Origin of the sequence: Muricauda sp. MAR_2010_75, assembly GCF_000745185.1 — a bacterium.
Classification (GTDB): Bacteria; Bacteroidota; Bacteroidia; order Flavobacteriales; family Flavobacteriaceae; genus Flagellimonas.
In genome coordinates this window covers 2,264,608-2,284,978 of record NZ_JQNJ01000001.1, presented here as the reverse complement: position 1 = coordinate 2,284,978, position 20,371 = coordinate 2,264,608, and the positions used below count along the sequence as shown (strand labels likewise).

14 protein-coding genes are annotated in these 20,371 nt (G+C 43.9%); 2 read left to right on the top strand and 12 right to left on the bottom strand.

Going from position 1 to position 20,371, the window contains the following annotated elements:
- Positions 1-113 precede the first annotated feature (113 nt).
- Complete coding sequence (locus FG28_RS10145) at positions 114-2,378, top strand: acyl-CoA dehydrogenase (RefSeq protein WP_036382477.1); 2,265 nt, start codon at positions 114-116, stop codon at positions 2,376-2,378.
- Position 2,379: 1 nt separating this feature from the next.
- Here FG28_RS10145 and FG28_RS10140 read toward each other — a convergent pair whose 3' ends face one another.
- The 9 genes from FG28_RS10140 to FG28_RS10100 form a co-directional block, all read right to left on the bottom strand.
- Positions 2,380-3,204, bottom strand: a complete 825-nt coding sequence (locus tag FG28_RS10140) for a GIN domain-containing protein (protein WP_051947268.1) — start codon at positions 3,202-3,204, stop codon at positions 2,380-2,382.
- Between the two features lie 124 nt (positions 3,205-3,328).
- Complete coding sequence (locus tag FG28_RS10135; protein WP_036382475.1) at positions 3,329-5,143, bottom strand: cbb3-type cytochrome c oxidase subunit I; 1,815 nt, start codon at positions 5,141-5,143, stop codon at positions 3,329-3,331.
- A gap of 42 nt (positions 5,144-5,185) precedes the next feature.
- The gene (locus FG28_RS10130) at positions 5,186-6,244 is read right to left on the bottom strand and encodes a cytochrome c oxidase subunit II (protein WP_036382473.1); all 1,059 of its coding nucleotides are present in this window, start codon (positions 6,242-6,244) and stop codon (positions 5,186-5,188) included.
- Positions 6,245-6,272: 28 nt separating this feature from the next.
- A complete protein-coding gene (locus FG28_RS10125; protein ID WP_036382471.1) occupies positions 6,273-7,628 on the bottom strand; it encodes a hypothetical protein in 1,356 nt (451 codons plus the stop codon).
- Between the two features lie 17 nt (positions 7,629-7,645).
- Complete coding sequence (locus FG28_RS10120; protein WP_036386455.1) at positions 7,646-8,215, bottom strand: c-type cytochrome; 570 nt, start codon at positions 8,213-8,215, stop codon at positions 7,646-7,648.
- A 4-nt stretch (positions 8,216-8,219) separates the two neighbouring features.
- Positions 8,220-8,747, bottom strand: coding sequence for a DUF3341 domain-containing protein (locus FG28_RS10115; protein ID WP_036382470.1), 528 nt, complete (start codon positions 8,745-8,747; stop codon positions 8,220-8,222).
- Positions 8,748-8,749: 2 nt separating this feature from the next.
- On the bottom strand, positions 8,750-10,468 hold the full coding sequence (gene nrfD, locus FG28_RS10110) for an NrfD/PsrC family molybdoenzyme membrane anchor subunit (RefSeq protein WP_081894320.1): 1,719 nt from the start codon (positions 10,466-10,468) through the stop codon (positions 8,750-8,752).
- A gap of 31 nt (positions 10,469-10,499) precedes the next feature.
- Positions 10,500-13,631: a TAT-variant-translocated molybdopterin oxidoreductase gene (locus FG28_RS10105; RefSeq protein ID WP_036382468.1), complete on the bottom strand. Its 3,132-nt coding sequence runs from the start codon at positions 13,629-13,631 to the stop codon at positions 10,500-10,502.
- 32 nt (positions 13,632-13,663) lie between these two features.
- Positions 13,664-15,037 carry a cytochrome c3 family protein gene (locus FG28_RS10100; RefSeq protein ID WP_036382466.1) on the bottom strand — a complete coding sequence of 458 codons (1,374 nt, stop codon included), beginning with the start codon at positions 15,035-15,037 and terminating at the stop codon, positions 13,664-13,666.
- 233 nt (positions 15,038-15,270) lie between these two features.
- On the opposite strand from FG28_RS10100, the gene FG28_RS10095 reads away from it, so the two are divergent.
- Positions 15,271-15,642, top strand: coding sequence for an SPOR domain-containing protein (locus FG28_RS10095; protein ID WP_036382465.1), 372 nt, complete (start codon positions 15,271-15,273; stop codon positions 15,640-15,642).
- Positions 15,643-15,699: 57 nt separating this feature from the next.
- Here the strand turns inward: FG28_RS10095 and infB are convergent, their stop codons facing one another.
- Genes infB through rimP form a run of 3 tightly spaced genes read right to left on the bottom strand, consistent with a single transcriptional unit; the run spans position 15,700 to position 20,149 of the window.
- Complete coding sequence (gene infB / locus FG28_RS10090; protein ID WP_036382462.1) at positions 15,700-18,399, bottom strand: translation initiation factor IF-2; 2,700 nt, start codon at positions 18,397-18,399, stop codon at positions 15,700-15,702.
- A gap of 42 nt (positions 18,400-18,441) precedes the next feature.
- On the bottom strand, positions 18,442-19,674 hold the full coding sequence (gene nusA, locus FG28_RS10085) for a transcription termination factor NusA (protein ID WP_036382460.1): 1,233 nt from the start codon (positions 19,672-19,674) through the stop codon (positions 18,442-18,444).
- 13 nt (positions 19,675-19,687) lie between these two features.
- The gene (rimP, locus tag FG28_RS10080) at positions 19,688-20,149 is read right to left on the bottom strand and encodes a ribosome assembly cofactor RimP (protein WP_036382458.1); all 462 of its coding nucleotides are present in this window, start codon (positions 20,147-20,149) and stop codon (positions 19,688-19,690) included.
- Between the last annotated feature and the right edge of the window lie 222 nt (positions 20,150-20,371).

Below are 20,371 nucleotides of genomic sequence, written 5' to 3'. Positions count from 1 at the left end.
ACCCCATGAGCCTGAAACCATTTTCCTTAAAATGAACTTGTGTACATCTCTTAAAAATCTATGCCTTACCTTAGTTATTCTGAAATTACAGGCTTTGCCTCAACCCTCAAATTATGGTTACCACTGAATATTCGTTGGGAATACTACAATACATCCCCTTTTTTTATGTCATTTGGTCCGATGACTTGTTGTCCGCTTCAGAAATTTCCGTTGTTGAAAACACCATTGAAAAGGACAATTCCCTGGACCCCAGTGAAAAAGAGCAACTTCGATATTGGCTTAACCGGGAAAATCCACCTTCGGATGATGAGCTAAAAACTTGGAAACACACCATTGCAAGCTCAGGGGTGAAACTGATTGAAAGTGATACCTATCCCCTTACCTCACTCAGTCAACGGGTGGCCCAAATGAATTCAGAAAATCTCGGTTTTAACGACCATCTGAAACACATCGAAATCAACTTGGGAATTCAACCCAATCATTACAACCATCTGTTTGAGGTTGACGTGGTGCATGAGAAAACTTCGGACCAGTATGATGCAAAGATATTGGATAGTCTTTTGAAAGGTCCCCATTCATTGGTGGTCGACGAATTCCGAAACTTCTTGGACCAGCCCATCTTCAAATGGGATATCCGAAGAAATAAAGAGGAATTCCGAGCCAAAGTTTTGAAGCAGGTTGAAGTTTTAGGCAAAAAGGGCCATGGCGCCATGGCTTACCCTCCTGAATATGGAGGAACTGGAAATATGCCAGCGTACGCGGCTATTTTTGAGCACTTGATGTTCGTAGAAGGTAGTCTTGCGGTAAAATTTGGGGTGCAATTTGGGCTTTTTGGAGGCAGTATTCAAAAATTGGGCACCAAAAGACACCACGACCAATACTTATCCGATGCCGGAACTACCAACCTATTGGGATGTTTCGCCATGACGGAAACTGGACACGGGTCCAATGTACGAGGCATCAAAACTACCGCTACGTATAATTCATCCACCGACTCCATTGTCATCCATACCCCTGGTAAAAATGACAACAAGGAATACATTGGTAATGCGCTACATTCCAAAATAGCGACAGTTTTTGCCCAATTGATTGTCAACGGAAAAAATGAAGGGGTGCATGCCATTCTGGTTCCCCTTCGAGATGAAAAGCATGAGCCACTTGAAGGCATCACCATTGTGGACAACGGCTACAAACTCGGTTTAAACGGGGTGGACAATGGAAAAATTTGGTTCAACAATGTTTCTGTCCCACGGGAAAATCTTTTGGATAAGTACGGCGAAATCAAACCAAATGGCGCGTATTATTCGTCCATAAAAAATCCGAGCAAACGCTTTTTTACCATGTTGGGTACATTGGTTGGGGGACGCATCTGTGTAGCGCGCGGGGCTTTAGGAGGTGCCAAAATGGCTCTGTCCATTGCAGTAAAGTACGCCTTAAACCGAAGACAGTTTAATGATAGTGTAAAGGTGCAAGAGGATTTGATTATGGACTACCCCACCCATCAACTACGATTGACCCCGGCTGTGGCGAGTGCCTATGTTTACCATGTTACTTTGGAAGAAATGATGAAACGCTACAGTGACGAATCAAAACCCGACAAACGGGTAATTGAAACCCAAGTGGCCGGATTGAAATCGGTAATCACTTGGTTTGCGAATGAAACTATCCAAGAGTGCCGGGAAGCGTGCGGCGGAAAAGGGTATTTATTGGAAAACCGGATTGCTGACCTAAAAGGCGATGTAGACATTTTTACCACTTTTGAAGGCGACAACACCGTGCTGTTACAATTGGCCGCCAAAGGTGTACTTTCGGATTTTAAAGCGGAATTCAACAGCGCTGGGTTTGCATCGGTACTCAAATTATTGCAAACGCAACTTTCGGACAAATTAACAGCTATCAATCCACTTTATTCCAATAAGGTTGATGCAGAGCACCTGTACAATCCAAAATTCCACAAACACGCCTTTAACTACCGAACCCGTAGATTGACATACACTTTAGCAATGCGCATTCGTAGTTACATCAAAAAAGGGATGCCCTCCTACCAAGCTTTTTTAAAGGTACAGACCCATTTACTGGCTTTGGGAAAGGCATACAGTGTGGAACTGGCCTATCAAATATTCAGTGATTTTTGTGCCAGCGTTCAGGATGACAAATACAAAAGTCTATTGGAAAAACTGGGAGCGCTCTATGCGTTGCATCAAATTCATTTGGATGCCCGATGGTATTTGGAACAAGGCTATATTAGTGGAACCAAATCCAAGGCCATTCGGCAACGGGTGGAACGGTTATCCACGGAATTACGTCCCCACATTGAGGTTCTGGTGGATGGTTTTGGCATTCCGGAGCATTGTTTGACCGCTCCTATCGCAAAATAGGTCACTCCTCTTTTTTAATGAGTTGAGCGGTATCCAAAAACTCCAAAATCGTGATTTTGGGTGTGCCATGCAGATAAACCCTGGACCTATCTTTGGCGCTAAGCACTAACTCGCTATGGGCATAAATATGGGCCGTTGGGTCGTCTTCCAGGGTTGCCTTTACCGTTCCGGCTTCCATGGTTTCCCCTTTGTATTTTGAATTGCCCACCAAACGTACTTGAATGGTACTCGAAGTTCCTTCCAGCGCAAGAGAAGCATTTTCCTCCAAATCTACCAAACTGGTTTCGTTTACGGCATAAATGTAGGCATCGGCCCTATTTCCAATGGTGATGTTCAGGGAATCCACGTCCACATTAAAATCGCCGTGACTGGTGTTTTCCAAATTAATGTCCATTACCGCTGCACTAGCCTTGATATCCAACCGGGTATTGTTGAATCCATCCACAAAGAGCTCATCACTCTGAATAACATCTTGGGTAACAATGCTGCCATCCTTTAGAGTAATCGCCCTGAGGTCAGTATAGGTCACGGTAATATCGAACTGCTTTTTAGCGGTGACATCATAATACGAGCTGATAACCAAGGTACCATCTTGAACTTCAAACTTAAGGATATCAATAAGGTTGTCATCTGCCACAATTTCATAGCCCGGCCCAAAGGACTTTTTCAGAACTATATCCAGATTGTCGTTTAGAATTATTGCATTGAAAGCGGGCAGCTCCTCATTGACCTCGGTCACAATCCGACTCCCTTTTATTCTGGGCTTTCGTTGCCCCAATACAATTATGGGAACTATAAGCAGTAGTACGACAAGTATTTTTTTCACGGTTCTTTTTTTGGGGTATTCCGCATTAAAGATATTACAATTACTGCTAACTATTGTGATTCAATCATATACCAAAAAAAAGCCCATCCTAAAGGATGGGCGGTATATTTTTATAAGATACTCCTTAATGATTGAGCTCTTCTTCGTTTTCTTGTAAGGGCACGTTCTGCGGCACAAAATCCTGACCGGCTATAATATACTCCCCATTTTCATAGGTCTTACTGTAATCATAAGCCCATCGGTATACATGGGGAATCTCACCGGGCCAGTTGCCATGCATGTGCTCCTGTGGCGCTGTCCATTCCAAGGTATTGGAGCTCCATGGGTTCTGTGGACCTCTTTTTCCGTAGAAAATGCTGGAGATAAAGTTGTATACAAATACCAACTGCGCCAATCCAGCTATGATAGCGAATACGGTCATCAAAACCTGAACGTTGGTCAATTCATCAAACATGGGGAAAGCCGTGTTTTGGTAGTAACGTCTTGGCACCCCTGCCATTCCCACAAAGTGCATTGGAAAGAACACCCCATAGGCACAAATTGCAGTAATCCAGAAGTGGACGTACCCCAAATTCTTGTTCATCATTCTACCTTGGAACATTTTAGGGAACCAGTGGTATACCCCAGCAAAAAGTCCGTACAAGGCTGAAATACCCATTACCAAGTGGAAGTGAGCCACTACAAAATAGGTGTCGTGTACGTTGATATCCAAAGTACTGTCACCCAAAATAATACCGGTTAAACCTCCTGAAATAAAGGTAGAAACCAAACCAATGGAAAATAACATGCCCGGGTTCAATTGCAGGTTACCTTTCCAGAGTGTAGTAATATAGTTGAACGCCTTAACCGCAGAGGGGATGGCAATCAACAAAGTTGTGAATGTAAATACGGAGCCCAAGAATGGGTTCATACCAGAGATGAACATGTGGTGACCCCATACAATGGTTGAAAGGAAAGCAATGGCCAAAATGGAGGCCACCATCGCCCTATATCCAAAGATAGGTTTCCGTGCATTGGTGGACATTACTTCGGAAGTAATACCCAATGCCGGCAATAATACGATATATACTTCGGGGTGCCCCAAGAACCAGAACAAATGCTCATACAATACGGGAGAACCACCTTGGTAGTGCAGCACTTCTCCTTGGATAAAGATATCCGAAAGGAAGAACGATGTTCCAAAGCTTCTGTCCATAATCAACAACAAGGCTGCTGAAAGTAGGACCGGGAACGAAATCACACCGATAACGGCTGTTACAAAAAAGGCCCAAATGGTCAATGGCAAACGCGTCATTGACATTCCTTTTGTCCTTAGGTTGATTACCGTTACGATATAGTTCAAAGAACCCAATAAAGAAGATGCAATGAATATGGCCATAGATACCAACCAAAGGGTCATACCAGCTCCAGAACCAGGTTGTGCCATGGGCAATGCGCTCAACGGAGGATAGATGGTCCAGCCAGCCGCTGCAGGTCCTGCCTCAACAAACAAGGAAATAACCATGATTACAGAGGATACGAAGAACAACCAATACGATACCATGTTCAAAAATCCTGACGCCATATCCCTGGCACCAATCTGCAATGGAATCAACAAGTTACTGAAGGTACCACTTAGACCAGCTGTCAATACAAAGAACACCATGATGGTACCGTGGATGGTTACCAACGCTAGATAAATATCGGCGTCCATTACACCATCAGGAGCCCACTTACCGAGCAAGGCCTCAAAAATGGGGAAGGATTCCCCTGGCCAAGCCAATTGCATTCTAAAGAGCAATGACATTGCAATACCGATGAATCCCATGATAAGACCCGTAATAAGGTACTGCTTGGATATCATCTTATGATCCTGACTAAAGATATACTTTGTGATAAAAGTCTCTTTATGATGATGTCCGTGATCGTCGTGTCCGTGTTCGTGTCCAGTAGCTGACATAATCTCTTCTAAATTTTATTTTGGTTCTTTTCCTAGCCTATATTATTCAGCAGGTGCAATAGTCTCTTCGAACGATACCTGCTCTGCCATCCATTTATTGAATTCCTCTTCGGTCTCAACCACTATTCTCATCTGCATGTTGTAGTGTGACTTTCCGCAAATTTTGTTGCAAAGTAGCACATAATCAAACTCCCAAGGTTCGGAGTTTGGCCTTCCCTCTGCAGCCCATTCAGCCCTAAGGGCATTGGTCCTTTTGACTTTATCCACCACATCGGGGTTTAACCGCATTTCTTCGGTCGTAACCGTTGGAGTGAACGAAAATTGTGTGATCATTCCGGGAACGCAGTTCATCTGTGCTCTAAAATGAGGCATATATGCTGAATGCAATACATCTTGCGACCGCATTTTAAAGTTCACTTTTCGGCCAACAGGAAGGTGCAATTCTTTTACGATGATATCATCCGCTGCATTGGGGTCCGATTCATCCAATCCCAAGACATTGGCTCTATCAATATCAATTAAACGAACGCTTGCATCGCCCAAAACATTATCATCTCCTCCATAGCGTGCGGTCCAATTGAATTGTTGGGCATAAAGCTCTACAATCAACGGATCGTCCTCATCATTCACATCCATGATATTGGTCCAGGTGTACAGTCCCCAAAGAATCAATCCTGCCAATACAATTACTGGAATAATGGTCCAGATAAATTCCAAACGGTCATTATCGGCAAAGAAAAGTGCTTTTCTTCCTTTTTCACCTCTGTATTTATAGGCGAAGTAGTGTAACAAGGCCTGAGTGATGAACTGAACAAAGAAAATGATCGCAAAGGATACCCACATCAATTGGTCGTAATCCCCACCATGGGCGGATGATGCTTCGGGAAGCAACATCTTGGAATATTTTGCAAAACTAAATATGGTGATCCCATAAATAAAAACCAGGAAACCAAACATAAGATAGCCGTTATTCTTATTGTCATTGTCATTTGCTATCTCAGCGTGCTCTGTTTTGAGTTGGGACAATTCAAAAATCTTGGTCATTTGCCAAATTGCAATTGCCACCAGTACTAAAACAGTCAAAGTTAATAATGCAGTCATCGTGTATCTATCTAAGACTTAAATCGTATTAATAATGAAAATGTCTACTTTCCTCAATAAATGGGTTGCGTTTTGGCAACAACGGAGCCTTGGTCAGTGTATTGAACACCCAGAACACAAACAATCCTCCAAAGAACAATATTCCACCTATTTCGGGCAATCCTATATACCATTGGTCTCCTACTGTGGCAGGCATCACCATATTAAACACATCCAAATAATGGCCAAACAACACTACTATACCGGCCATAACCACAAACCAGTTCACCCGCTTGTAATCACTGTTCATCAACACCAACAATGGGAAAATAAAGTTCATGACCAACATACCAAAGAATGGCAATTTATAGTCTTGGAAACGTGCAATATAGTATGTTACTTCTTCAGGAATATCTGCATACCAAATCAGCATGAACTGTGAGAACCACAAATAGGTCCAGAAAATACTGATCCCGAACATGAACTTGGCCAAATCGTGGATGTGGCTGTCGTTCACTACTTCCAAATAGCCTCTGGACTTTAGGTAAATGCTCACCATGGCAATAACGGTAATACCCGATACAAACATGCTGGCAAATACATACCATCCAAAAAGCGTACTGAACCAGTGTGGGTCCAAACTCATGATCCAATCCCAAGACATCATGGACTCGGTTACCAGATAAAATACCAAGAAACCGGCAGACCATCTAAAATTCTTTACAAAGTTTGAGTTGTCATCAGATTCGTCTTGAGCCAAGGACAATTTTCTGGAATATTCGCGGTAGAAAATCCAACCACCCAAGAAAATAGCGGCACGGATCAAGAAGAAGGTTGGGTTTAAAAAACCCGCTTTTCCCTGTAGCAATTCATCATGTGCCACGACTTCAGCATCCATCCAAACAAACATATGGTTCATGTGCAATACGGAAAGAACCAATATAACAAATACGATTATCCCTCCAGGAACAATGTAAGCGGTTATGCCCTCCATCACTCTAAACAACAATGGTGACCAACCGGCTTGGGCAGCTCGTTGAATGGCGTAAAAGGCCAAAACTCCAAGAGCTATCATGAAAAAGAAAAATGCAGCTACGTACAATGCGGCCCATGGTCTATTTTGCAATTGGTGCAACAAATGCTCATCATGCGAAGCGTCGTGACCTTCATCATGTGAAGCTTCTTCACCGTGGGCTGCAGCTTCACCGTGGCTTTGATCACCGCCATGATCTTCAACGGCCTCTGCATGACCACCACCGTGTCCATCGCCGTGAGCGGATGCCACTATAGCTTTAGCCTCTTCCACGGTTGAGGGTGCGGATACAAAACCTATTGCCAAGAAAATAAGCCCTAGCCCCATGGCTATGAAAGATCCTATTTTTAATCTGTTTGAAAAGGTATACATAGTTTCTTCTTATCCAATTATTTTGTTAGGTCTTCCTTTAATTTCATCACGTATTCGGACACCTGCCACATCTCTTCTTCATTCGCAAACTGAGAGGCGTAGGATCCCATGGAGTTCAATCCGTAATAGATGGTATGGTATGTGGTACCCACGGTAATGTTTCGAGCCACATCATCATAGCTGGGAACACCCAATATTTTTTCACGTTTTACCAAGTTGCCTTGTCCATCTCCCTTGGGTCCATGACAAACAGCACAGTAAATGGCGTACAATTCCGCACCTTTTACCATGTTATCCTCCATATCCAAGGAATCCAATGGGCTTGTGTTCAAACGTGCCAATTCTTTACCTTCTGGTGTATTTTCAAACTCATAGGGCATATACCCCCTGGAGATGGTCCCTTCAACAGGAAGCATGGCTGATGTTCCATCCGGGAACAACCCATTGTCTACACCTTGGTAGGTTTCATACCCCACCGGTTCGTACATGTTTGGCATATATTGGTAGTTGGGACTGTTTTTATCGGCGCAAGCCGCTACCAACAGTACCAAGACCAAGACAACACTTATTTTACCTAAATGCTTCATAGTTTTAAGACTCCTTTTCTGTAACATTTATTTCCACCGCACCTGTTTCCCACAACAAATCGGTTAGTTCCTTTTCATTATCGTGTACGCCAATTTCCATCAAAAAATGGTCATCGGTTGTACGCTTATCTGGGTTCTCCGCCTTTTTAAAGGGCCACATCTTACTTCTTAAGTAAAAAGTGATCACCATTAAGTGGGCTGCGAAGAAAACCGTCAACTCGAACATGATCGGCACAAAGGCGGGCATGTTCTCCAAATAGCTAAAGCTTGGCTTACCACCAATATCCTGGGGCCAATCCTCAATCATAATGTAGTTCATCATCACTATGGCAACGATCAATCCCAAACATCCATACATAAAAGAGGTGATGGCGATACGGGTATCTGCCAATCCCATGGCCTTGTCCAAACCGTGAACAGGGAATGGAGTGTACACTTCCTCAATATGATGGTGCTCTGCCCTCACTTTCTTTACGGCATGCATCAACACATCGTCATCATTGTAAAGCGCCTGAATAACTTTTGATGCCATAACTATTTCTTATCGTTTAATTTTTTTGCCTGACCTGCCCAATCATCACGTTGTGCCCTTCCAGGGAAGGAACCCGTGATGGAATCCAACAAATCGTATTCTTTTTCGGTCATTTTACTTACCTGAGCAAAAGTAAAGATGCCTATCTGGTTCAAGGTCTGCTCCATTTGTGGGCCGATACCTTTTACTTTTTTCAAATCGTCTGCAGTTTCTTTGTCCGCATCAAAGGTTCCTATGGAATCCAACAATGTGGCTACTTGCTTTTCATCCATTTTCTCCTTGGGAGCTTCTGCCCCTTTTTTGGTACCTCCTTTTGATGGCATTTCATAAAGCGGTTTTCCAGCTTCGCGAAGTTTCTTGTACTTCTCTCCTGATGCCTTTAAGATGGATTTTACTTCTGCCTGTGCAATTACAGGGAAGGTTCTGGAATACAATAGGAACAGCACAAAGAAGAATCCTATGGTTCCAATAAATATTCCGATATCTACAAAAGTTGGAGAGAACATTGTCCAAGACGATGGCAAGTAATCCCTGTGCAATGAGGTAACGATGATCACAAAACGCTCAAACCACATTCCTATATTCACCACAATAGAGATGAAGAAAGAGAACATGATACTGGTACGCAATTTTTTAAACCACATGAACTGTGGTGAGAACACGTTACAGGTCATCATGGACCAGTAAGCCCACCAATAAGGACCGGTAGCCCTGTTCAAGAAGGCGTATTGTTCGTATTCCACACCGGAATACCAAGCAATGAACAACTCCGTGATATAGGCACATCCCACGATGGAACCTGTGATCATGATCACGATGTTCATCAACTCAATATGCTGAACGGTGATATACGCTTCAAGATTGCACACTTTACGCATAATGATCAAAAGTGTGTTCACCATGGCAAATCCGGAGAAAATCGCACCTGCAACGAAGTATGGTGGGAAGATGGTAGTGTGCCATCCTGGAATTACCGAGGTAGCAAAGTCAAAGGATACGATGGTGTGTACGGAAAGTACCAACGGTGTTGCCAAACCGGCCAATACCAAGGAAACCTCCTCAAAACGTTGCCAGTCTTTGGCCCTACCTGTCCAACCGAAGCTCAACAGGCTGTATATTTTCTTTTGGAAGGGTTTTACCGCTCTATCGCGAATCATAGCGAAGTCAGGCAAAAGCCCTGTCCACCAGAATACCAGCGATACAGAAAGGTAAGTTGAAATCGCAAACACGTCCCAAAGCAATGGTGAGTTAAAGTTCACCCACAAGGAACCAAATTGGTTCGGGATGGGAAGTACCCAATACCCCAACCATGGACGACCCATGTGAATTACAGGGAACAGACCTGCTTGGATAACGGAGAAGATGGTCATCGCTTCCGCAGAACGGTTGATCGCCATTCTCCATTTCTGTCTGAAGAGCAACAATACCGCCGAAATCAGGGTTCCTGCGTGACCAATACCTACCCACCAAACAAAGTTTGTAATATCCCAGGCCCAGTTAACGGTTCGGTTAAGACCCCAAACCCCAATACCTGTGGAAATGGTATAAATAATACATCCTAGACCCCAAAGGAATGCTACCAAAGCAATGGAGAATACAATCCACCAGTGTTTGTTGGCCTTTCCCTCTACCGGAGCGGCTATATCCACGGATACATCGTGGTATCCTTTATCTCCAAGTACTAAGGGCTTTCGAATAGGTGCTTCGTAATGCGACGCCATAATTTATCTTCTAGTTACTTCTTATTATTGATTAAGCCTCGTCGGTGTTTCTTACCTTAACATGATAGAACACATTGGGTTTGGTCCCTACGTGCTCCAACAAGTGGTACATTCTATCATCTTCTTTCAACTTGGCCACCTTGCTTTCCTTATCGTTGATGTCCCCAAAGACCATGGCTCCACTGCTACAGGCAGCTGAACAAGCGGTCTGGAACTCACCATCCTTGATGACCCTTCCATCCCTTTTGGCATCCAAAATGGTTTTTTGGGTCATTTGGATACACATGGAGCATTTTTCCATCACCCCTCTGGATCGTACGTTCACATCTGGATTGATGACCATCTTGCCCAAATCATTGTTCATGTTGAAGTTGAACTCGTCATTGTCGCTGTACAAGAACCAGTTGAATCGACGTACTTTATAAGGACAGTTGTTGGCACAATATCTTGTACCTACACAACGGTTGTAAGCCATATGGTTTTGACCTTGTCTACTGTGCGATGTTGCCGCAACCGGACAAACGGTTTCACAAGGTGCGTGGTTACAGTGCTGACACATTACAGGTTGGAAAGCCACCTGAGGATTGGCTGATGGGTCTTCCATTTCGCGGAATCCTCCCAAAGAACCTTTATCACCCCAAAGACCTTCCATTCCCTCTTTCTTCTCATTATCTTGCTCAAAGGTCTCTTCAGAAGAATAGTATCTATCGATACGCAACCAGTGCATATCTCTTGAGCGACGGATTTCTTGCTTTCCGACCACAGGAACGTTGTTCTCGGCATGACATGCAATAACACATGCCCCACAACCCGTACAAGCGTTCAAATCGATGGACAAGTTAAAGTGGTGCCCAATGGAACGGTCAAAACTGTCCCAAAGGTCAGCATCGGGAGAGGTCACAGGAATTTCATTGTGGTTCAATGACACATGTGGCATCGGATTCCACTCTGCATGGTCCTTTGTATTGAAAATCTCCAAGGTGGTTTCCTTGATGATATCCCCTCTACCCATTAATGTTTTATGTTGTTGCACACAGGCAAACTCATGCTCACCCGCTGCCTTCTCTACAGTAACAGATTGCACATCGGAAAAATCTTTGTAAAGGGTGTAAGCGTTCACACCTGTCGCCATTTCATCCTGCATCCCGGCTTTCTTTCCATAACCAAAAGAAAGTCCAACAGTACCCACGGCCTGTCCAGGTTGAACGATCACAGGCACCTTCTCCAATACCTTTCCATCTACGGTAAGGTTGACATAACTTCCGTTAACACCACCATTTGCCACAGTGAAATTCTCCAAGTCCCACTTTTCAGCATCGGCCTTGGAAACGGTAACGTAGTTATCCCAAGAAACCCTAGAAATAGGATCGGGAAACTCTTGCAACCATGGGTTGTTGGCTTGTCGACCATCACCCATACCCACTTTGGAGTACAATACCATTTCGGTTCCTGCACTGGTAGAATTTACCAAAGAGCGGATTGCAGAAGCAATAGGAACAATACTGGGCTCCACCTCTTCTTCACCCCCTTCAGCAGCAATTACCGTAGGTTGTTCGTCACCTTCAGCCGATACAGCAGAAGGCACAAAAACACCATCTTGAAGTGCTTGATTCCAAGATTCTCCCTGGAGGATGTCTGCACTCCATGTTTCTTTGATGTAATCGTAGTATGTTTTTTCGCTGCCCATCCAAGTCAAAAGCGCTGACTGAAATTGTTTGGTATCAAACAACTCACGAATGGCGGGCTGCATTAAACTGTATTGTCCTTTTTTGAATTGCGCATCACCCCAAGATTCCAAATAATGGGATGCCGCAGCAACATATTGTGATGCTTGTGCCGTTTCATCATTATTGAAAGCAAAAGCAACAGAAAGTTCTACTTGTTCAAGTCCTGAAACAAATTCTTCAGCATTTGGAAGCGTATACACTGGATTAACCCCGGCCATGATCAAAGCTCCAACACGACCTGCATTCATATCGGCAACCAACTTGTTCACCTTGGCCACATCACCTTGACGTACATATCTGGGATTCTCAGCATCAAATGCTTCGCTGGCCAACAATTTGTTGATGGCCAACACCACAGTTTGCGCATGAACATCGTTCAATCCACTTACCACAACCGCTTTGCTTCCCGCTTTCCTAATTTGGGCCGCTACATGATCAACAGCCTCATCAACATCAGAAGTACCACCACCAACATTGCTTCCGTTCAACTTGCCATATAATTTGGCCAAAGCAATTTTTTGTTGGGTCGGGGTCATGGGGTAGCGCTTATCAGCATTCGCCCCGGTCAAAGACATATTGGACTCCAACTGGATATGCTTGGACATTTTTCCATGTTTGGGTACACGTCCCTTTGCATAACCACTGTCATAGCCTCCCCCTTGCCAATCTCCCAAGAAATCGGCTCCAAAAGAGACAATCAAATCTGCTTTTTCAAAATCGTAATCAGCCAAAGCGCGCTCACCATAAGCCGCATCAAAGGCATTTAGGGCAGCGTCTTCAGAAATGGCATCGTACACCACATGATTTACGTTTTCACCATATTCCGCTTTGAACTCGGCCATCAATTTATCGGTAGATGGACTGGCAAACGTCTGGGTCAACAACACCACTTGTTTGTTGCCCCCTTTTAAGCTACCCAATTTAGCCTTCACAGTAGCATCCAACACTTTCCATTCGATGGGCTCTCCGTTGGCCATCGGCCCTTGAACCCTCTTGCTATCATACAGTGTCAACACAGATGCTTGAACACGGGCATTGGCACCGCCATTCACTTTAGCATCAGTATTGTTTTCTATTTTGATGGGTCTTCCCTCACGGGTCTTCACCAAAATACTGGCAAAATCAAATCCATCTGCTATGGTAGTAGCGTAATAATTAGCAACCCCTGGAACTATGCGGTCTGGCTGGACCACATACGGAATGGATTTACGAACTGGACCCTCACAGGCCGCAATGGTTGCTGCTGCTGTGCTGAATCCAACATATTTCAAGAAATCCCTTCTATTGGTGCTTGAGGTCGACAGATTCTCCTTGTCGCCCAAGAACTCATCCACTGGAATCTCTTCGGTAAATTCGTTATTTCTTAGCGCCTCAACAATGGAATCGTTCGGATTTAACTCCGCTTCGCTCTTCCAATATTTTTTGTTTGATGCCATACGATATATCTGAGATTATCTTCTTTTAATTCTTAATAGTGACACTTACCACATTCTATTCCACCCATCATAGCAGCGGTCAATTCCTCAACCCCATACTTTTTGGACAATTCTTCATGAATTGCTTCATAGTAGGGATTGCCGGCAACCTGAACATTGGTTTCCCTGTGACAATTCACACACCAACCCATGGTCAATGGAGCAAACTGTTCCACAACTTCCATTTCTTCAATGGGACCGTGACAGGTTTGACATTCAATTCCAGCTACGGAAACGTGTTGCGAGTGGTTGAAATAGGCAAAATCCGGAAGGTTGTGTATCCTCACCCATTCCACAGGTTGGCTTTCGCCCGTATATTGTTGGTTCTCTTCATCCCACCCCACGGCTTTGTACAATTTCTTGATCTCTCCGGTATAGAATTCATTGGTATGCCCAGCAGCTATATCTTCAGCAGATGGCCCTTCTGGGTTTCCAGTATATTCGTAGATGGACTTGTGACAATTCATACAAACGTTCAATGAAGGAATGCCCGAAGTTTTTGATACCCTCGCGGAGGAGTGGCAATATTTACACTCAATCTTGTTATCCCCTGCGTGAATCTTGTGCGAGAAATGGATAGGTTGTACCGGAGCATATCCCTGATCAACACCAACCTGCATCATCCATCCATACGCAAAATAGGCACTTGCCAACAATAGGAAGATAACGCTCACCAAAACCAAGAACTGGTTCTGCGCAAAAGCTTTCCAAATTGGAATGCGTTTGGCCTTTTCTTTTTCCAGAACAACACCATTGGCCTCAGCAATACGGCGCAAGGTCTTGTTCACCAAAATCAGCATAATGACCAACAGGCCAAACACCAATGCCAACGCACCCAAAATCATTTCGTTGGATATTCCGCCGGATGAAGGCTGAGCTCCATCCCCACCTCCAGCAGGAGCAGCTGCTTGGGCCGGTGCAGGTGGAGGCGCTGCGGTATAGGCCAAAATATTGTCTATATCCTCGTTGGACAAGGTTGGAAAAGGCGTCATTGCCGCCTGATTGTACTCTGCATAAATTTTATTGGCATAGGCATCCCCTGATGAAATCATCCCTGGGCTGTTCTTGATCCATGCATAGAGCCATTCTTTGTCCAATCCTTCATCATCAGCAAGGCGCTGTTCCACATTGGCCAATGCAGGCCCAGTCATTTTGCGATCCAAGGCATGACATGCGGCACAGTTTTGATTGAAAAGCTGTTTTCCTTTTGCTGGATCACCCCCAGCGGTATCGGCAGCAGCCTCTTGGGTGGCAACCTCTGCAGCCGCGTCGGTAACTTCCTCCTGAGCATAAAATGAAGTGGAAAAAAGTAAAAGAGAAAAACCTAAAACTTTAGAAAATAGATGGCGGTATAAAACCTTTTTCATATTATCGAAATTTCTGTCGAAACCTTTGGTATGATTATTTCTATTGATATTGAGAGCAATAGCTTTTCATCTACCAAAATTGGTGACAAAAGTACGACATAGAGTCATTTTTTGAAATGTTAAGGTATTGATAACATCTAATTTATAAAGATTCTAAATAATAGGCAATTCGCTGGTTTAGAACTTAAAGAATTACATTTGTGAAAAACAGAATCAAAAAACATCAAAATCTCATGAAAACTCCCGTATTTGTTGTAATTCTGACAGGGTTGGCCCTGCAACTTTCAGCGCAGGAAGGTACGGTTGCCATCCAACAGGATCCTAGAATAGATCAATTGGTAAAATTGTATACCGAGGTCAATTCCAAAGCTGAATTTTACCAAATACAGGTTGGTTTTGGTAATTATAATAAGGCTCAGGAATTGAAGGACCAGGTGGATATTGATTTCCCGGGATGGTATTCCAAAATTGAGTTTGAATCTCCAACCTATAGGGTACGATTGGGCAAGTTTAGGACAAAATTGGAAGCGGAACGAAAGTACTTGGAAGTCCGAAAAAAATACCCGGATGCCATGCTCTTGAAACCCGAAGCTGATTCCAACTAATAAAAAATCCCGCAAGAGCGGGATTTTTTTATATCAATCAATAATTCATTGCTATCATTACAGTTTTTTCTTCACCGCAACTTCTTGGAAGGCTTCTACAATATCCCCTTCCCTGATGTCATTGTAATTTTTGATCTGTAGTCCACAATCGTACCCTTTGGATACTTCCTTCACATCATCCTTAAATCGTTTTAAGGAAGCCAGCTCCCCGGTATAGATAACCACACCGTCACGGATAAGCCTTACCTGCGAGTTTCTGAAAACCTTGCCGTTGGTGACCATACACCCTGCAATGGTTCCAATCTTGGAAATCTTAAAGGTCTCCCTGATTTCAGCGGTTCCTGTGATTTCTTCTTTAATTTCAGGCGAAAGCATTCCTTCCATCGCATCCTTCAGGTCATTGATCGCATCATAGATGATGGAGTACATTCTGATATCAATCTCTTCTTTGTCCGCAATGGCTCGGGCATTGCCCATAGGCCTAACATTAAATCCAATGATAATCGCATCTGAAGCACTGGCCAGCAACACATCAGATTCTGTAATGGCTCCAACACCTTTATGAATGATGTTTACTTGAATTTCATCTGTGGACAATTTTTGGAAGGAATCCGTTAAGGCTTCCACGGAACCATCCACATCACCTTTAAGAATAATGTTCAGTTCTTGGAAATCGCCCAAGGCAATCCTTCGGCCGATTTCATCCAGGGTAATATGTCGTTGTGTCCGTACAGATTGCTCTCGTTGCAATTGCGAACGCTTTGCTGCAATTTGTTTTGCCTCTCGTTCATCTTCAAGCACATTGAATCGGTCTCCTGCCTGAGGCGCACCATCCAATCCCAATATTGAGATTGGTGTGGAGGGACCCGCACTTTTTACACTTTTTCCGCGTTCATCCTGCATGGCCTTAACCTTACCGCTACAGGTTCCCGCCAATACGTAGTCTCCAATATTCAAGGTACCACTTTGCACCAAAATCGTGGAGACATAACCACGTCCCTTATCCAAAAAGGCTTCTACAACAGTACCCGCGGCCAATCTGTCTGGGTTTGCCTGCAATTCCAGCAATTCTGCCTCCAACAACACTTTTTCCAACAATTCCTTTACACCTTGACCCGTTTTGGCCGAAATATCATGGGACTGGATTTTACCTCCCCAATCTTCAACCAAAAGGTTCATTCCGGCTAGACCTTCTTTAATCTTATCAGGATTTGCTGTTTGTTTATCTACCTTGTTGATGGCGAATACAATAGGAACTCCTGCTGCCTGGGCGTGACTTATGGCCTCTTTAGTCTGAGGCATAATATCATCATCCGCAGCAATAACCACAATGGCTATATCCGTTACTTGTGCACCACGAGCCCGCATTGCGGTAAACGCCTCGTGGCCAGGAGTATCCAAAAAGGTAATCTTTTGTCCATCTTCCAAAGTAACCCCGTAGGCTCCAATGTGCTGGGTTATCCCCCCACTTTCACCTGCAATTACATTTTCTTCGCGGATATAATCCAACAAAGATGTTTTACCATGGTCAACGTGCCCCATTACCGTTACAATGGGCGCCCTTGGCTTCAAATCTTCCGGAGCATCCTCTTCTTCTTCGATGGTCTCCTCTATTTCTGTGGTAATGAACTCCACTTCGTACCCAAATTCATCTGCAACAATGGAGAGTGTTTCAGCATCCAAGCGTTGGTTCATGGTAACCATGATTCCCAAGGACATACATGCTGATATAATTTGGGTGGTGGATACATCCATTAGGGTGGCCAGTTCGTTTACGGTCACAAATTCGGTAACCTTTAGGATCTTGCTCTCCAACTCCTGTTGTTCCAGATCCTTTTCGGTCTGCTGACGGTGTTGGTCCCTTTTTTCCCTTCTGTACTTGGCCCCTTTTCCCTTACTGGATTTCCCTTGGAGTTTTTCCAAGGTTTCCCGCACTTGTTTTTGTACTTCTTCCTCAGTAGGCTCTACCTTGGGAGCTGAACTTCGCTGGCCCCTTCTTCCCTGTACACTTCCACCTCTGCTGGGACGTCCGTTGCCAGATTGGGGTCCATTTTTTACAATACGCTTTCTGCGCTTTTTTCTATCAGAACTGCTATCGGAAGAAGCACCACTAGATTTTTGCTGCTCTTCTTTCTTTTTCTTTGGTTTATTGAATTGGGAAAGATCAATTTTATCTCCGGTAATCTTGGGTCCGCTCAGTTTTTTGTACTGCGTCTTTATGGTACCGGATTCTACAGACTCTTCCTTTTCTTCAGGCTTATCTTCAGCTTTTGGCGTTTTGGTCTCCGCTACTTCTTTGGGCTTTGCCTCAGCTTTTGGGACTTCCGGTTCTTTGGCCTTTGGCTCCTCAACTTCTTCTTTTGGCTCCTCTGCTTTTGGGGCTTCTGGTTTTTTGTCCAAGTCGATTTTGCCCACAGTTTTTGGACCCGAAAGCTCTGCTTTAGCCTTGATCACTTGTTGTTCGGCATTCTTTTTCTCCCGTGCTAACCTGCGTTCTTCCTGCTCCTGTTCCATCTGGATCCTGATGGCTTCCTTCTCCTTGCGCTTTTCTTCACCAACCTCTTTGGAAGCTACCTTTTTGCTCTTATCCGTTTGAAACTCATCCAACAGGACTTGATACACCTCATCTGTGATCTTTGTTGTAGGGCGAGCCTCTACCTCATGCCCTACCGAGTTGAGATAGTCCACTGCCCGATCCAATGAAATGTTCAATTCCCTGAGAACTTTATTAAGTCGTATTGTTGGGTTTCCTGCCATAAATTGTCTTACTTGCCCTAAATTTCGCTGCTAATATATAGTTTAATCTTCAAACTCTTCCTTAAGGATGCGAACGACATCTTGGACGGTTTCCTCTTCCAAATCGGTTCGCTTCACCAAGTCGCTCACATCTTGTTCCAAAACGCTTCGTGCGGTATCCAATCCAATTTTCTTGAATTCATCGATCACCCAGCTTTCTATTTCATCTGAAAACTCGGTCAATTCCACATCTTCCTCAACGCCTTCACGGAACACATCTATTTCATAACCAGTCAATTGACCAGCCAATCGAATGTTATGCCCACCTCTACCAATAGCTTTGGAAACTTCCTCTGGCTTTAGGTAGACTTGAGCTGTTTTTTTCTCATCGTTCAGTTTAACCGATGATACCCTAGCCGGACTCAATGCCCGTGTCACCATCAATTGTGGATTGTTGGTCCAGTTGATGACATCGATATTTTCATTGCCCAATTCACGTACAATTCCATGGATACGGGATCCTTTCATTCCCACACATGCCCCTACGGGATCAATTCGATCATCATAGGAATCCACGGCCACTTTGGCTTTCTCACCAGGGATACGAACGGCTTTTTTAATTGTAATCAAACCATCGAACACCTCCGGGATTTCTTGGAAGAACAATTGCTCCAAGAAAATGGGTGAGGTTCGGGACATAATGATGGTGGGCTTATTTCCTTTCAATTCCACACTTTCAATAATCCCCCTAACATTATCCCCTTTTCTGAAAAAGTCAGATGGAATCTGCTTTTCCTTGGGAAGAATTATTTCGTTTCCTTCATCATCCAACAAAATTATGGCCTTGTGGCGTATATGGTGCACCTCAGCGGTGTAAATCTCACCTTCCAAGTCTTTAAATTGCTTGTAGATGGTGGTATTGTCATGCTCATGAATCTTGGAAATGAGGTTTTGGCGCAACGCCAAAATGGCCCTTCTTCCCAAATCTATCAATTTTACCTCTTCGGAAACATCCTCTCCAACTTCAAAGTCGGGCTCAATTTTTCTGGCCTCCGACAACGAGATTTCTTCATTGGGTTCTTCCACTTCACCATCTTCAACCACCACACGGTTTCTCCAAATCTCCAAATCCCCTTTATCTGGGTTAATGATGATATCAAAGTTATCATCAGAACCAAATTTTTTCTTGAGTGCATTTCGGAACACATCCTCCAAAATGGCCATAAGGGTCACCCTGTCAATAAACTTATCGTCCTTAAACTCCGAAAAGGATTCGATCAGCGCTAGGTTTTCCATTTTTGATCTACAATTAAAATTTTAATATCACTTTTGCTTGTTGTATGTCAGAAAATGCAATTTCCTGCTTCTTCTGTACGGTAACTTTTCCCTTACCCACCGGTTTGGGCTCGCGGGCCTTCCACTCCAAGGTAATACTATTTTCCGAGGTCTGAATCAAGGTGCCTTCCAATTCTTTGCCCCCGGTCTTGACCTTTAATTTTCTTCCAATATTCTTGTTGTACTGACGCGGCAATTGCAAAGGAGATGTGGCTCCAGCCGAGGTCACTTCCAAAGAAAAATCTTCTTCCTCGCGGTCTAGATTGTGCTCAATGGCCCTACTGATGTCCATACAATCCTGAAGATTGACGCCTGCATCACCGTCCAAAATCACCTTGATGTTGTTATCCCCGCCCACTGTAAGATCAATCAGAAACAAAGACGGATGCGCTTCCAAAGCCTTGTCCAACAACGACTTCACTTTCTCCTTAAACATAAGAATTCAGTAATAAAAGAGGGGACCTAAGTCCCCTCATGAATACTTTTATATCCGTTCAGTGGTGCAAATATACGATAATATATGTAGTCTATGCAAGCCGAGTTAAACAAAACGCGTTTTACCTCAGTATTTTAACGAATTTTTGCCTTACAGGGTTCTTCTGTGGCCTTATAGAGAGATAAATAACAAAGTATTTGGCAAATCCATGCTGTAGGAAAC

Coding starts and splice junctions, on each gene's coding strand:
- FG28_RS10145 (WP_036382477.1), top strand. CDS start 114: ATGGTTACCACTGAATATTCGTTGGGAATACTACAATACATCCCCTTT.
- FG28_RS10135 (WP_036382475.1), bottom strand. CDS start 5,143: ATGTCAGCTACTGGACACGAACACGGACACGACGATCACGGACATCAT.
- FG28_RS10130 (WP_036382473.1), bottom strand. CDS start 6,244: ATGACTGCATTATTAACTTTGACTGTTTTAGTACTGGTGGCAATTGCA.
- FG28_RS10125 (WP_036382471.1), bottom strand. CDS start 7,628: ATGTATACCTTTTCAAACAGATTAAAAATAGGATCTTTCATAGCCATG.
- FG28_RS10120 (WP_036386455.1), bottom strand. CDS start 8,215: ATGAAGCATTTAGGTAAAATAAGTGTTGTCTTGGTCTTGGTACTGTTG.
- FG28_RS10115 (WP_036382470.1), bottom strand. CDS start 8,747: ATGGCATCAAAAGTTATTCAGGCGCTTTACAATGATGACGATGTGTTG.
- nrfD (WP_081894320.1), bottom strand. CDS start 10,468: ATGGCGTCGCATTACGAAGCACCTATTCGAAAGCCCTTAGTACTTGGA.
- FG28_RS10105 (WP_036382468.1), bottom strand. CDS start 13,631: ATGGCATCAAACAAAAAATATTGGAAGAGCGAAGCGGAGTTAAATCCG.
- FG28_RS10100 (WP_036382466.1), bottom strand. CDS start 15,037: ATGAAAAAGGTTTTATACCGCCATCTATTTTCTAAAGTTTTAGGTTTT.
- FG28_RS10095 (WP_036382465.1), top strand. CDS start 15,271: ATGAAAACTCCCGTATTTGTTGTAATTCTGACAGGGTTGGCCCTGCAA.
- infB (WP_036382462.1), bottom strand. CDS start 18,399: ATGGCAGGAAACCCAACAATACGACTTAATAAAGTTCTCAGGGAATTG.
- nusA (WP_036382460.1), bottom strand. CDS start 19,674: ATGGAAAACCTAGCGCTGATCGAATCCTTTTCGGAGTTTAAGGACGAT.
- rimP (WP_036382458.1), bottom strand. CDS start 20,149: ATGTTTAAGGAGAAAGTGAAGTCGTTGTTGGACAAGGCTTTGGAAGCG.